This window comes from Enterococcus sp. AZ119, from assembly GCF_050546175.1.
Lineage (GTDB): Bacteria > Bacillota > Bacilli > Lactobacillales > Enterococcaceae > Enterococcus > Enterococcus faecalis.
On record NZ_CP172951.1, the window covers coordinates 539,508 to 553,092 of the forward strand.

13 protein-coding genes and 1 riboswitch are annotated in these 13,585 nt (G+C 37.9%); of the genes, 9 read left to right on the top strand and 4 right to left on the bottom strand.

The window, feature by feature from the left end:
• Positions 1-79: 79 nt before the first annotated feature.
• Positions 80-175, top strand: a riboswitch (SMK box riboswitch).
• From metK to IGL37_RS02640, 3 genes are all read left to right on the top strand, one after another.
• Positions 173-1,357 (top strand): methionine adenosyltransferase, encoded by a 1,185-nt coding sequence (metK, locus tag IGL37_RS02630; protein WP_002355656.1) that lies wholly within the window; start codon positions 173-175, stop codon positions 1,355-1,357. (Overlaps the previous riboswitch by 3 nt.)
• 170 nt (positions 1,358-1,527) lie before the next feature.
• Complete coding sequence (locus IGL37_RS02635) at positions 1,528-2,994, top strand: MDR family MFS transporter (RefSeq protein ID WP_002364774.1); 1,467 nt, start codon at positions 1,528-1,530, stop codon at positions 2,992-2,994.
• A gap of 38 nt (positions 2,995-3,032) precedes the next feature.
• Positions 3,033-3,824 (top strand): alpha/beta hydrolase, encoded by a 792-nt coding sequence (locus tag IGL37_RS02640; RefSeq protein WP_002355660.1) that lies wholly within the window; start codon positions 3,033-3,035, stop codon positions 3,822-3,824.
• A gap of 80 nt (positions 3,825-3,904) precedes the next feature.
• Here the strand turns inward: IGL37_RS02640 and IGL37_RS02645 are convergent, their stop codons facing one another.
• On the bottom strand, positions 3,905-4,567 hold the full coding sequence (locus IGL37_RS02645; protein ID WP_002358755.1) for a TetR/AcrR family transcriptional regulator: 663 nt from the start codon (positions 4,565-4,567) through the stop codon (positions 3,905-3,907).
• A 253-nt stretch (positions 4,568-4,820) separates the two neighbouring features.
• Here IGL37_RS02645 and erfC point away from each other — a divergent pair, with 253 nt between their 5' ends.
• From erfC to IGL37_RS02675, 6 genes are all read left to right on the top strand, one after another.
• The gene (gene erfC / locus IGL37_RS02650) at positions 4,821-6,536 is read left to right on the top strand and encodes a multidrug ABC transporter ATP-binding protein/permease ErfC (protein ID WP_002355662.1); all 1,716 of its coding nucleotides are present in this window, start codon (positions 4,821-4,823) and stop codon (positions 6,534-6,536) included.
• A complete protein-coding gene (gene erfD / locus IGL37_RS02655; RefSeq protein WP_002358756.1) occupies positions 6,536-8,305 on the top strand; it encodes a multidrug ABC transporter ATP-binding protein/permease ErfD in 1,770 nt (589 codons plus the stop codon). The genes erfC and erfD overlap by 1 nt, the downstream gene beginning before the upstream one ends.
• A 77-nt stretch (positions 8,306-8,382) precedes the next feature.
• A complete protein-coding gene (locus tag IGL37_RS02660; protein WP_002401466.1) occupies positions 8,383-8,652 on the top strand; it encodes a hypothetical protein in 270 nt (89 codons plus the stop codon).
• A 62-nt stretch (positions 8,653-8,714) separates the two neighbouring features.
• Positions 8,715-9,320 (top strand): TetR/AcrR family transcriptional regulator, encoded by a 606-nt coding sequence (locus tag IGL37_RS02665; protein ID WP_002355664.1) that lies wholly within the window; start codon positions 8,715-8,717, stop codon positions 9,318-9,320.
• Between the two features lie 138 nt (positions 9,321-9,458).
• A complete protein-coding gene (locus tag IGL37_RS02670; RefSeq protein WP_002355665.1) occupies positions 9,459-10,538 on the top strand; it encodes an ABC transporter permease in 1,080 nt (359 codons plus the stop codon).
• Positions 10,539-10,542: 4 nt separating this feature from the next.
• Positions 10,543-11,211, top strand: coding sequence for an ABC transporter ATP-binding protein (locus IGL37_RS02675; RefSeq protein ID WP_002363221.1), 669 nt, complete (start codon positions 10,543-10,545; stop codon positions 11,209-11,211).
• 57 nt (positions 11,212-11,268) lie between these two features.
• Here IGL37_RS02675 and IGL37_RS02680 read toward each other — a convergent pair whose 3' ends face one another.
• From IGL37_RS02680 to IGL37_RS02690, 3 genes are read right to left on the bottom strand one after another with little or no spacing between them, the layout of a single operon-like run.
• Positions 11,269-11,832: a class I SAM-dependent methyltransferase gene (locus tag IGL37_RS02680; RefSeq protein ID WP_002379137.1), complete on the bottom strand. Its 564-nt coding sequence runs from the start codon at positions 11,830-11,832 to the stop codon at positions 11,269-11,271.
• Entirely contained in the window at positions 11,832-12,800 is a 969-nt protein-coding gene (locus IGL37_RS02685; RefSeq protein ID WP_002355668.1) for a TIGR01212 family radical SAM protein, read from the bottom strand. Before IGL37_RS02685 ends, IGL37_RS02680 begins: the two co-directional genes overlap by 1 nt.
• 15 nt (positions 12,801-12,815) lie before the next feature.
• Positions 12,816-13,466 (bottom strand): phosphatase PAP2 family protein, encoded by a 651-nt coding sequence (locus IGL37_RS02690; RefSeq protein WP_002355669.1) that lies wholly within the window; start codon positions 13,464-13,466, stop codon positions 12,816-12,818.
• Between the last annotated feature and the right edge of the window lie 119 nt (positions 13,467-13,585).

The window sequence follows — 13,585 nt, forward strand, 5'->3', positions numbered from 1 at the left end:
TTATAGGAAAAGTAAATATAGGTAATTTAATGATTTTCTTGAAAACCTAAGCTTTTTTTTTAGATATCTGGTATACTGTTTTTGTTACAAGTTCCCGAAAGGATTTAGCAAGTAATTGTCGTTACTTACTAAAGATGCCTTGTAACCGAAACTATTTAGGGGGAATAACATTATGACAGAAAGACATTTATTTACATCAGAATCCGTTTCAGAAGGACATCCAGATAAGGTAGCTGACCAAGTCAGTGATGCAATTTTAGATGCGATTTTGGAGAAAGATCCGATGGCCCGCGTGGCATGTGAAACATCCGTAACAACTGGTTTAGTCCTAGTATTTGGAGAAATTTCTACAACAGCTTATGTAGATATCCAAAAAATTGTTCGTCAAACTGTGAAAGATATTGGTTATACACGAGCAAAATATGGATTTGATGGAGAGACTGTCGCAGTTCTTGTAGCAATCGATGAGCAATCACCTGATATCGCTCAAGGGGTTGACGCAGCCTTAGAAGTGCGTGATCAAGATGAAAAAGACGATATTGGCGCTGGTGACCAAGGCTTAATGTTTGGTTTTGCCGTTGACGAAACACCGGAATTAATGCCATTACCGATCGCGTTAAGTCATCGTTTGGTTCGCCGTTTAGCAGAATTGCGGAAGGAAAAAGTCTTACCTTACTTACGTCCTGATGCAAAATCTCAAGTAACAGTGGAATATGATGATCAAGGTCAACCACAACGTGTGGATACGATCGTCATCAGTACACAACATGATGATGAAACAACCTTAGAACAAATCGAAAAAGATATTAAAGAACAAGTAATCAATGAGGTGATTCCTCATGAACTTTTAGATGATGAAACAAAATACTTTATCAACCCAACTGGTCGCTTTGTAATCGGTGGCCCTCAAGGAGATGCCGGCTTAACTGGTCGTAAAATTATCGTTGATACTTATGGCGGTTATGCTCGTCATGGCGGCGGTGCTTTTTCTGGAAAAGATGCAACCAAAGTTGACCGCTCTGCTAGTTATGCTGCGCGTTATATCGCGAAAAACATTGTTGCTGCTGGTTTGGCGAAAAAAGTAGAAGTCCAATTAGCTTATGCAATTGGTGTGGCGCAACCAGTGTCTATTTCTATTAATACGTTTGGTACGAGTGATCTTCCAGAAAGTAAATTAATCGAAGCAGTTCGTAAAAACTTTGATTTACGTCCAGCAGGTATTATTGAAATGCTAGATTTACGTCGCCCAATTTATAAACAAACTGCGGCTTATGGTCATTTTGGTCGAACAGATATTGATTTACCTTGGGAACAAACAGATAAAGTTGAAGCGTTAAAAGCTAGTTTAGCTGAATAATTAAATAAAAAAAACAAGAAGTCAGCCAATACTTGGCTGACTTCTTGTTTTTTTTTGCAATAATTTTTTTATGAAAAAGCATTTTTTTAAGACATTTTGTTCTTTTTTGTATAGAATAGCTATGGAGCAATTTAGAAAATTGACAATTGAATAGAAAAGGATGTGAACAAATGGCAAAAGAAACAAATGTTAAGTTAGTCACGGTGAGTGTTTTTGTGGCAACATTTATGACAGCCATTGAAGGGACCATTGTGTCTACTGCGATGCCAACGATTGTCGGCTCGTTACATGGCATGGAAATTATGAACTGGGTATTTTCAATTTATTTATTAACGAATGCGATGTTAACACCGATTTATGGGAAACTTGCGGATAAAATTGGTCGTAAACCTGTCTTCATGATTGGCATTATCATTTTTATTTTGGGCTCCTCGTTGTGTGGCTTTGCTCAAGATATGTTGACTTTAATTATTGCCCGAGCAATTCAAGGTGTAGGGGCAGGCGCAATTTTACCAGTTGCATTAACGATTATTGCCGATATGTATTCATTGGACAAGCGAGCGAAAATTTTAGGTTTAAACAGTGCCGCCTGGGGAATTGCTAGTATTTTTGGTCCGTTAGCAGGTGGTTTTATTGTAGATACAGTCGGTTGGCATTGGATTTTCTTCATTAATGTTCCTATTGGACTTGTTTTATTGGGCTTGATTAGTATTTTCTTAGTTGAACCAAAGCGGGAACGGACCAAGATGCCAATGGATATTTTGGGCAGCGTCACTTTGATGGCAGTGCTGCTAACGTTATTGCTAGGTTTTCAAATGATTAGCGATAATGGTTTTACATTAGTAACATTTGGTTGTTTGAGTTTGAGTGTGCTCTTTTTTGTAGCATTTGTGATGATAGAAAAACGCGCGCAAGACCCAGTGATTGATTTGCATTTATTTAATCAACCAACGTTTGTTTTAGTAAATCTTATTGCAGCGCTTATTAGCGGTTTCTTAATGGGGATTGATGTCTACATTCCGATGTGGATGCAAGGTGTCTTAGGAAAAAGTGCAGGAATTGGTGGCTTAGTTTTAGCGCCTATGTCGTTACTTTGGATGGCTGGATCATTTATAGCAAGTAGCTTTATGGAGAAATATGCTATGAAAAAAGTCTTAACGATTGGGTTATCGATTCTATTAGTCGGGGCCATCTTTTTAGTGGTAATGCCAATGGCCGTTCCGTTTTGGCTTTTCTTTGTAGTGTCTTCTGTCTTAGGAGTTGGTTTTGGGATTACTATCACAACGACTACGGTGACCGCACAAAGTACAGTGGAGCCTGAAAAAATGGGGGTTGCAACATCGTTTAATACGTTGGTGCGTACAATTGGGCAGACTGTGATGGTGTCAATTTTTGGTGTGATTTTAAATGCAGGAATGTTTGCGAAATTGGAAGCGAGCGCGTTAAACGTCGATGCAGATGTCATGAATCAATTAGTGAATCCACATACTGCAAATTTAATTCCAGCTGCGTTGTTAAAACCATTACGCGGTATCCTCTATGCAGGTCTGCATAATGTTTACTTAGTCGGTGCGGGCTTAGTTGTTGTCGCTCTTTTGTTAAATATTTTCGCAAAAGCGCAACGAGCGAAGGTTTAGTGGTACACTAATAGAAAGAGTATTGGAGGGAAAAGTAGATGGCCTTTTTACAAGCAAATATTTATTCAAATGTATTGGAAATGGAAGTGAATGTGAACGTAATTTTACCACAAGAAACGGTAAAAAAAGTGGGCACAAGTACCCAAGCAGCATTAACAGATATTCCCGTGTTGTATTTATTACATGGGATGGGAGGAAATCACAGCGTCTGGGCTCGCAGAACCTCTATTGAGCGGTATGTCGCTGATTTGGGGATTGCTGTCATTATGCCGTCCACGGATTTAGCTTGGTATACGGACACGCAATACGATATGAACTATTGGACGTTTATCTCAGAAGAATTACCGAAAATTTGTCATCAACTCTTTCCACAGTTAAGTACAAAACGAGAAAAAACCTTTGCCGCTGGTTTGTCAATGGGTGGTTATGGCGCCTTGAAATTAGGATTAGCGAAACCAGAATCTTTTGCAGCCGTTGCTTCTTTGTCTGGGGCAGTCAGTTTATCATCCACTAGTTTTGGGGAATTATTAAAAGTCCGTAAGCGAAGCTATTGGGAAGGTATTTTTGGCCCGTTAGATCAAATTGAAGGTTCCATTCACGATCCGCTGTATTTATTACAACAATTAGTAGAAAGCCAAACAGAAATGCCCCAATTTTACCTTTGTTGTGGGGAGCAAGATATGTTACTTTCTGCTAATCAACAGATGGCTCAAGCGTTGGAACAGGCACAGGCAAGTTACACTTTTGAAACTGGACCAGGAGAACATGACTGGGTGTTCTGGGATGAATGGATTCAAAAAGCCTTGGCTTGGCTACCGATACCAAAATAGAGAAAGTAGTTTTCGCTATTTATTTTAAAAGTTAACCCTTGGTCCGTCAGTCATTTCGACTGACGGACCAAGGGCTTTTTTTATTTAGATGAAGAGGTGTTGTCTGCTTGCAACCCATCTAAGTAGGTTTTAACGGCTTGAATAAAGGCGGATTTTTGGTGGATGGAGTGTCGAAATTGAATGCTTTCCTCCATGTACGTTAACTCATTGTCGGAGACATATTGTTTCATGTGCAGCACTTGTTCTTTTAAATAGTCATCTCCGTTCAATACTTGCGAAACGAGCTGTTTTTCCTCCGTTGCGTCCATAATCATCCCAAATAAAAGATGTTGTAAAGACGTTACTGCTAAATGAGTCATTTCTGGTGAAAAACCTGCTTCTCTTAAAATGCCCATCATTTGATTTAAATGGCGTAATCGTTGGGGATAGGCAGGGACGGTTTGGATTTCGATAGCTACGGCACAGGGAAATTGTTGATAGAGATCATAATAGTTTTCCATGAAGGCCAGTAAGTCAGAATACCATTCACCACATAATGCAGGTTCTTGAAAGTGCTCTTCAATCGCTTCAGCCATACTTTGAAGTAAGGCTTGCTTATTTTTAAAATACCAATAAATTGCGGGCGCCTGTACACCAAGCTGTTTGGCGACTTTACGCATAGAAAGTTGTTCTAAAGTGGGACTTTTTTCTAACAAAGAAAATGCGGCTGCAATAATCGTGTCTTTTGATAATTTTGGTTCCATGATTTTAGCTCCTATTAAACGTTATCTTCGTAAGTTTATCAAAAAGAAGGTACACTTTATGATAGGAAAAACTTGTGAAAAATTAACTTGTTCGCTTGTATTTTACCACTAAAAATGGTAAATTATGAATCGGCCTTATTTTACAGTGTTAAATTAGTGAAGTCAATGAGCAAATTGATTTTTTTGTAATGGGGAAGAATTCGCAGACCAACACTGAAGAAGCAGGGAACTATTTTAAGAAAGTAGGGATAAGATGGACCTTATTATTCAACACGCCAAAAAATACAAAGGCTCGGTAGTTATTGCCTTGTTGGCGGTGATCGTAATGGTTGTCTCAGCACTTTGGCAACCAAAATTGTTACAACAAGTGTTGGAAGCAATTATGAATGACGATAGCGACAAAATGAAAAACTTAGGGATTCAATTAATTGCCATTGCAGGATTAGGACTCGTTGCAGGGGTTATTAATACAATTTTTTCTGCCAAAGTTGCCCAAGGTGTCAGTGCTGACATTCGTGAAGCAACTTTCCGCAAAATCCAAACCTTTTCATTTGGCAATATCGAAAAATTTTCAGCAGGTAACTTAGTTGTTCGTTTAACAAATGACGTTACTCAAATTCAAAATGTCATTATGATTGCGTTGCAGACACTTTTTAGAATTCCTTTTTTATTTATCGGGAGTTTTATTTTAGCGATGCTAACCTTGCCACAACTATGGTGGGTGATTGTTGCACTTGTCATCGCAGTTATTTTGATTTCTATGCTGTCCTTTTCGCAAATGGGCAAGCATTTCATGATTATTCAAAACTTGATTGATAAGATTAATGGTATTGCAAAAGAAAATTTGTTAGGCATTCGTGTCGTCAAATCATTTGTTCAAGAAAAAAATCAATTGTCACGTTTTACAAAAGTGAGTGAAGAATTAACCACCCATAACTTAATCGTAGGTAGCTTATTTGCTGTGATGATTCCAGCGTTTATGTTGGTGGCGAACTTAGCTGTTGTAGGCTCAATTTTCTTTGTGAGTAACTTAGTCAAGGACGATCCAACTTTAATCGGTGGTGTCGCTTCCTTTATGAACTATTTAATGCAAATCATGATGGCGATTATTATCGGCGGAATGATGATGATGATGACTTCTCGTGCCGCTGTTTCCATTAAGCGGATTAAAGAAGTGATGGAAACAGAACCAGATGTTACCTACAAAAAAGTCCCAGAACAAGAGTTAATTGGTAGTGTTGAGTTTGATCACGTATCTTTCCGTTATCCTGGGGATGAAGAAGATACCTTGAAAGACATCTCTTTCTCTATTCAGCCAGGTGAAATGATTGGGATTGTGGGCGCAACTGGGGCTGGTAAATCTACATTGGCACAATTAATTCCACGTTTGTTTGATCCGACAGAAGGAAAGATTGAAGTTGGTGGTGTCGATTTACGAGAAGTGAACGAACACAGTTTACGAAAAACAGTTTCCTTTGTGTTGCAAAAAGCAATCCTGTTCTCTGGAACGATTGCGCAAAATCTACGCCATGGTAAACGTGACGCTTCTGAAGCGGACATGGAACGGGCTTCAGGCATCGCCCAAGCCAAGGAATTTATTGAAAAATTAGCAGAAGGTTATGATGCACCCGTCGAAGAACGGAGTAATAACTTTTCTGGTGGACAAAAACAACGGTTATCAATTACTAGAGGTGTGATTGGTGAGCCTAAAATTTTGATTTTAGATGATAGCACCAGCGCGTTGGATGCTCGTTCGGAGCGGTTAGTCCGAGAAGCGTTGGATAAAGAGTTAAAAGAGACTACCACGATCGTTATTGCCCAAAAAATTTCTTCTGTTGTCCATGCAGATCGTATTTTAGTATTGGATAATGGACGTTTAGTCGGGGAAGGCACGCATGAAGAATTAGCAGCTACGAACCCCGTGTATCAAGAAATTTACGAAACTCAAAAAGGAAAGGAGGAAGCTTAATGACTGATTTAATAAAAGCTAGTAAATTTTTCTATCATTATTTAAAACGTTACAAAGTTTCTTTCCTCTTTATTTTCTTAGCAATTTTCGCAGCGACTTATTTACAAGTCAAAGCGCCGCAATTCGTTGGGGAAGCTATTCAGGAATTAGCGAAATATGCGGTTAATGTGATGCAAGGAAAAGACGATAAAAGTGCGTTCGTTTCTGTCATTTGGAAACTACTCATTTTTTATGTCTTAACTAGTGCCGCTAGTTTCATTTACAGTATTCTCTTTACACAAGTTGTGGGGAAATCGACAAACCGCATGCGGATTGGTTTGTTTAACAAATTAGAAAAATTGACGATTCGTTTCTTTGATTCTCATCAAGATGGTGAAATTTTAAGTCGTTTTACTAGTGATTTAGACAACATCCAAAACAGTTTAAACCAAGCGTTGCTACAAGTATTAACCAATATTGCCTTATTGGTTGGTGTCTTAATCATGATGTTCCGTCAAAATGTGGAACTGGCATGGGCTACAATTGCTTCTACGCCGATTGCGATTTTAATTGCGGTCTTTGTGATTAGCAAGGCGCGCAAATATGTCGATTTACAGCAAGATGAAGTGGGTAAATTAAATGGCTATATGGATGAAAAAATTAGTGGGCAACGTGTGATTATCACTAATGGCTTACAAGAAGAAACCATTGACGGTTTTTTAGAGCAAAATGAAAAAGTTCGTGCAGCTACGTATAAAGGTCAAGTGTATTCAGGATTACTTTTCCCAATGATGCAAGGAATGTCATTAGTCAATACGGCGATTGTTATTTTCTTTGGTGGTTGGTTAGCAATCAATGGCTCTGTTGATCGTGCCGCTGCGCTAGGTTTAGTCGTTATGTTTGTCCAATATTCCCAACAATATTATCAACCATTAATGCAAATTTCTTCAGGTTATAGCATGATTCAATTAGCTGTTACAGGCGCTCGTCGTTTAAATGAGATGTTTGATGAACCAGATGAAATTCGTCCCGAAAATGGCGAAAAATTAGAAGAGATTAACAAAGCTGTGGCTTTAAATCATGTTGTTTTTGGCTATAATCCAGAAACGCCTGTGTTGAAAGATGTTTCTATTCATGTGGATAAAGGTGAAATGGTCGCTTTAGTCGGACCGACAGGCTCAGGAAAAACAACGATTATGAATTTAATGAATCGCTTTTATGATGTGAATGAAGGCGCCGTGACGTTTGATGGTGTGGACATTCGTGAAATGGATTTAGATAGCTTGCGTTCACATGTAGGCATTGTTTTGCAAGAGTCCGTTCTATTTTCAGGAACAATTCGTGAGAATATTGCTTTTGGTAAGCCAGAGGCCACGGATGAAGAAATTGTTCAAGCAGCGAAACAAGCGAATATCCATGAATTTATTGTAAATCTTGAGCAAGGCTACGATACTGAGATTACGGAAGAGAATAACCTTTTCAGTACGGGGCAAAAGCAATTAGTAAGTATTGCACGAACGATTATTACCAATCCAGAATTATTAATTTTGGATGAAGCAACAAGTAATGTTGATACAGTAACAGAAGCTAAAATCCAAAAAGCGATGGACGAAGCAATTAAAGGGCGCACCAGTTTTGTGATTGCCCATCGTTTGAAAACGATTCTAAATGCGGATCGGATTATTGTTTTACGAGACGGTGAAGTCATTGAAGAAGGCAACCACCATGAACTAGTTGAACAAGATGGATTCTATGCGGAACTTTATAAAAATCAATTTGTTTTTGAATAAGTTGAAAAAGAAGCAAAATGAGTCATTCTCATTTGCTTCTTTTTTTGCTATGCTAAATAGAAAAAGGAGAAATGTCAATGGAAAAAATGAGGAATGTACGGCAATTACGGCGCACGTTTTTGGTGCTAAATACTTTATTTGTACTGAGTGTATTCAGAGAGAATCGATGGACAAAATCGGCACTACTTTTTTGGTTGTTGGCTAATAGTTTTTTATCTGGAATGCAGTGGTTGATTTATCTTGGGGGCGAAAAAGGCTGGTTGACACATTTGCAGCGGTGGTATTATTGCGCGATTCTTCTCCAAATAGCAGGCACATTGATTGTATATTTTTCGTTTTTTGTATAAAGGTCTCTCGTTTCTTGCCGGAGAATATGCTAAAATAAAAAGCAGCAGGGGGCGAGAAAACCATGGAAAAGCCAAATAAACGCAAAGCTGATTTAGAACGTACACGGCAAATTATTTTGTCTGTCGCTTCTGAATTATTCATGACAAAGGGGTTCAAAAATACCTCCACTCGTGAAATTGCTTTAAAAGCGAACATTACCCAACCGAATCTCTATCACCATTTTAAAAATAAAAAAGAACTGTATTTAGCTGTGATTGAAGAATTAACGTCCCGTGTTCAGGAAGAATTAGTCCCAATTGTTTCTGGAAATGCATCAGTAGAAGAAAAACTTTATCAATTAATCAAAGTTTTGTTAGATGAACATCCGACCAATCTTTTCTTAATGTTGAACGACATGTTTCAAGAAATGGGCCCTGATTACAATCGTACGCTGTATCAAATTTTCAAAAAAACCTATATCAATAATATTGCGGCTATTTTTGAAAGTGAACCTGAAACCAATTGCTTACAAGAGGGCATCAGTGTAGATGATGCAACTCGGTTTATTTTATATAACGTTAGTGCATTATTAAGTATTGAAAAAACGTACCAGCGAAAAACAGTGGATGACGATGTCAAAAAATTCATTCAATTTATGCTACATGGCGTTCTGAAAAGTCACAAATAAAAAATAGAGAAGCCCTGTTGGAAAACAGACTTCTCTATTTTTTTGTAAAATTCACTTATCAATTGATAAATAATTATTGATTTATCGATTGATAAGTGATATAGTTTATTTCGAAAAGAAGAAAGAGGTGAACCATTCATGTTTTTAGGATTTAATGAAATGAAGTATTCAAAAGGACGGTACGTCCTTGTAGTTTTAGTAATGGTCTTGATTGCTTGGTTAATTTTTATTTTGTCAGGTTTAGCGAACGGTTTAGCTCAAGGAAATCGTTTAGCCGTAGATCAATGGCAAGCGAATCAAGTGGTTTTATCAAAAGAGGCCAATAGTAATTTAAATGTATCAGTGTTAGATGAAAACGTGAAAGAAACGATTTCAGGAGGCAAAATTGCACCGATTGGTCAACAGTCGTTAGCCATCCGCCCAGCAGATGACAAAAAGGCTGAATTAACGAATGTTAGCTTATTTGGGATTGAAAAAGAAAGTTTTTTAATGCCAAAAGTGATTGAAGGAAACGCATTTACTGATAAAAATCAAGTGATTGCTTCAGAAACATTGAAAAATCAAGGATTTAAAATTGGCGACAAATTAACTGCAGGGAAATATGATGAGCAATTAGAAATTGTCGGCTTTATTTCTAAAAGTAGCTATAACATTGTGCCGGTTATTTACACTTCTCTGGATACTTGGCGGTCAATTAAATATGGTGACAATCCAGCAATGGCCAAAATGGTTAATGGTTTCATTGTTCGCAGCAAGGACAACGCGGAAGTTAAAACGACTAATAAAGACAGCCAAGTTCTTTCAATTTCAGATTTTATTGAAAAACTGCCAGGATACAGCGCTCAAAACTTGACCTTGGATGGCATGATTTATTTCTTGATTGTGATTGCAGCGTTCATTATCGGTATTTTTATCTTTGTGATGACTTTACAGAAAACAGCAATGTTCGGTGTCTTAAAAGTTCAAGGGGTGCCGACTAGTTTCTTAGCAAAGGCAGTCATGCTACAAACCGCTTTATTGGCTGTTCTAGGAGTGGCGATTGGTCTTGCTTTAACGGGAATTACCGTGCTCTTTTTACCAGAAGCGATGCCTTATGCAACTAATGGACCACGCATGATTTTGTTTAGTGTACTATTGATTTTATCTGCATTAATTGGCGGGGCATTTTCAATTCGAACGATTGCTAAAATTGATCCGTTAATCGCGATTGGAGGTTAGAGACATGGCAAATGTTTTAGAAATGAAAAATATTTATAAAAAATATGGTGAAAAACATACAGAAGTGATCGCGTTAAAAGAATTATCTTTTGCGGTTCAGCCAGGTGAATTTGTCGCAGTAATTGGTCCTTCTGGTTCTGGTAAAAGTACCTTTTTAACGATTGCAGCTGGTTTACAGGCACCGACAAGTGGTGAAGTCATTGTTGGCGGGCAATCACTAAATAAGTTAACGAAAAAGCAACGTTTGGCGCAACGTTTTCAAAAAATCGGCTTTATTTTACAAAGCTCTAATTTGGTGCCATTTTTAACAGTGGAAGATCAATTTCACTTAATTGAAAAAGTTGATAAGTCACGTAAAAATAGTGAATTAAAAGAGCAATTGTTAGAGACGTTGGGTTTAAAAGAATTACGAAATAGTTATCCTCGTGATCTCTCTGGTGGGGAAAGACAACGGGTAGCCATTGCGTGTGCATTGTATCATGAGCCAGACGTAATTTTGGCAGATGAACCTACGGCTAGTTTAGATACAGAAAAGGCGTTTGATGTTGTCCAATTACTAGCGAAAGAGGCTAAAGAGAAAGATAAAGGAATTATCATGGTGACACATGATGAGCGTTTGTTGAAATACTGTGATCGAGTGGTTCGTATTCGTGATGGTGAATTGACAGAGTAACAAAACAAATAAAAGAGAACATGATCGGATTGCTGGAGACAATCCGACCATGTTCTCTTATTTCTTTTCAATACAGAAAAGAACAGGTGGCTGATTTTTTTGATTGATAAACTCATAACGTAAGACACTGTAAACATCTTGTGGTAAGGCTTGCGTGTAATTCGTGACCAAATCAAGTTCCTCTGAACCACCTTCGTGGCCATAATAAACGACTAAAATAATGCGACTTCCTTTTACCAAATGAGGCAGTAACCCATCTAACGCCTGTTTAGTCGTAGCGGGTTTTGTAATAATTTCCTTATTACTTTTAGGTAAATAGCCTAAGTTAAAAATAGCGGCAGTGATTTCTGTTTCTTCATCTAGGACAGCATGAAGATGTTCATGTCCTAATGGAAATAACGTAGTTTGTGAGAGTAAATTAAGTTCTGTTAACTTTTGTTCTGTATTGATCAACGCTTCTTTTTGGATATCAAAGGCGAAAACTTCACCAGAAGGGCCAACCAGCTCTGCTAAGAATGCTGTATCATGACCATTTCCCATTGTTGCATCAATGACGAAGTCGCCAGGTTCCACTACTTCTTTTAAAAGTTGGTGACTAAAATGTAGGGCTGTTTGTAGCATTAATTGAAAACTTCCTTTCCTGAAATGACAGTATATTTTCCTTGATAACTGTTGCGGCGTTTCATTTCCGCATCAATCGCATTGAGAACTTCCCATTTTTTCAAGCTCCACATCGGTCCGATAATTGTTTCAAAGGGGGCATCGCCTGTTAAGCGATGAATAACAATTTCGGGTGGAATCATTTCTAACTGATCACAAATCACTGAAACATAGGCTTCTTTGCTCATCAATTGTAAGCGTCCTTCATTATAATCTCGCATCATTTTGGTATTTGTCATTAAATGAAGTAAATGCAGTTTAATCCCTTGGATATCTGAATCCTGAATAGTTCGCCGCACATTTTCGCGCATCATGGCAGGTGTTTCACCAGGTAGCCCGTTAATTAAATGTGTACAGACCCGAATCCCGTGTTTCCGTAATTTAGCCACGCCATCTAGATATGTTTGATAATCATGAGCGCGATTAATGGCAGCGCTAGTTTCCTCAAATGTGGTTTGCAAACCCAACTCTACCCATAAATAAAAGCGTTCATTTAATTCGGCTAAATAGTTCACTACCTCATCAGGCAAACAATCAGGACGGGTACCAATGGATAAACCAACGACGCCTTTTTCATTGACTACTTGTTCAAACCGATGACGAATAACGTCAACGGGCGCATGTGTATTGGTGAAATTTTGGAAGTAAACAATGTATTGATCGACAGTTGGCCATTTTTGATGCATCAATTGGATTTCTTTTTGAAATTGAAGCGGCAGGGGATCGCTAGGTGCAACAATCATGTCGCCTGAGCCAGAAACACTACAGAACGTACAACCACCTTTGGCAACCGTCCCATCACGATTGGGGCAATCAAAGCCACCATCAATTGGCACTTTAAAAATCTTTTCACCAAACTGTTGACGAAGTGCATAGTTCCAAGTGTGATAGCGTTTATTTGGATCATCTGAATAAGGAAAAATTTGCATAATCAAGACTTCTTTCTAGCGTTGTTTGCTTTGAAATCGCCAAACAAAGCGTTTTTCTAAATAAATAGGGTAACTTAATAACAACCAAGCTAAACCAAGACAAAAACCACCTAAGATATCGCTAGGGAAATGGACACCTAAATAGATTCGACTAACCCCAATCATGAAAATCCCAATACCTAGTAAAATTTGCACACAAAGGCGGACCGTTTTATTTTTAATAAAAATTGGCAGAATCAATAAAATAGTGCCGTAGAACAAGGTACTTCCTACAGCATGTCCGCTAGGAAAACTATACGTATGTTCAGTTACTAAATGCTCCAAAGTAGGACGTTGGCGCATAAAGAATAATTTTAATAAAGAATTACCTACGCCAGCAATTAAGGCAGTATTAATAAAGAGCCATAATGCTTCAGCATAATATTTCCAAACAATAAACAGAGCAATGACAACGATTGCTAAGATGATAATCGTCAATGAATTGGCAAATTTGGTGTACCAAATAAAAAAGTTATTTAGCTGTGGAAAAGGACGACGAACAAAAGAAGTAATCGTTTGATCAAAGCCTTTGAGCCAGGTTGGATAAAAACGAACAACGTAGCCTAAAAACATAAATACTAAAAGAAAACAACTACCTGCAAATTGATAATAAAGTTTGTTTTTCATAAAAAATCCTTTCAAAATTTAATCGCAACAATCCGTATTATACCATCAAAAGGGTAAAAAATTAAAAGATAATTTCATTGCCTGATTAGAGGGGATACAGATATTAAAAAAGTTCTGGC

What these genes read in the sequence shown, in the direction of transcription:
- IGL37_RS02670 (WP_002355665.1), top strand. Translation starts at nt 9,459, where the DNA reads ATGTTTTTAGGATTTAATGAAATGAAGTATTCAAAAGGACGGTACGTC.
- IGL37_RS02685 (WP_002355668.1), bottom strand. Translation starts at nt 12,800, where the DNA reads ATGCAAATTTTTCCTTATTCAGATGATCCAAATAAACGCTATCACACT.
- IGL37_RS02660 (WP_002401466.1), top strand. Translation starts at nt 8,383, where the DNA reads ATGGAAAAAATGAGGAATGTACGGCAATTACGGCGCACGTTTTTGGTG.
- IGL37_RS02645 (WP_002358755.1), bottom strand. Translation starts at nt 4,567, where the DNA reads ATGGAACCAAAATTATCAAAAGACACGATTATTGCAGCCGCATTTTCT.
- IGL37_RS02635 (WP_002364774.1), top strand. Translation starts at nt 1,528, where the DNA reads ATGGCAAAAGAAACAAATGTTAAGTTAGTCACGGTGAGTGTTTTTGTG.
- IGL37_RS02640 (WP_002355660.1), top strand. Translation starts at nt 3,033, where the DNA reads ATGGCCTTTTTACAAGCAAATATTTATTCAAATGTATTGGAAATGGAA.
- IGL37_RS02690 (WP_002355669.1), bottom strand. Translation starts at nt 13,466, where the DNA reads ATGAAAAACAAACTTTATTATCAATTTGCAGGTAGTTGTTTTCTTTTA.
- IGL37_RS02680 (WP_002379137.1), bottom strand. Translation starts at nt 11,832, where the DNA reads ATGCTACAAACAGCCCTACATTTTAGTCACCAACTTTTAAAAGAAGTA.
- erfC (WP_002355662.1), top strand. Translation starts at nt 4,821, where the DNA reads ATGGACCTTATTATTCAACACGCCAAAAAATACAAAGGCTCGGTAGTT.
- erfD (WP_002358756.1), top strand. Translation starts at nt 6,536, where the DNA reads ATGACTGATTTAATAAAAGCTAGTAAATTTTTCTATCATTATTTAAAA.
- IGL37_RS02665 (WP_002355664.1), top strand. Translation starts at nt 8,715, where the DNA reads ATGGAAAAGCCAAATAAACGCAAAGCTGATTTAGAACGTACACGGCAA.
- metK (WP_002355656.1), top strand. Translation starts at nt 173, where the DNA reads ATGACAGAAAGACATTTATTTACATCAGAATCCGTTTCAGAAGGACAT.
- IGL37_RS02675 (WP_002363221.1), top strand. Translation starts at nt 10,543, where the DNA reads ATGGCAAATGTTTTAGAAATGAAAAATATTTATAAAAAATATGGTGAA.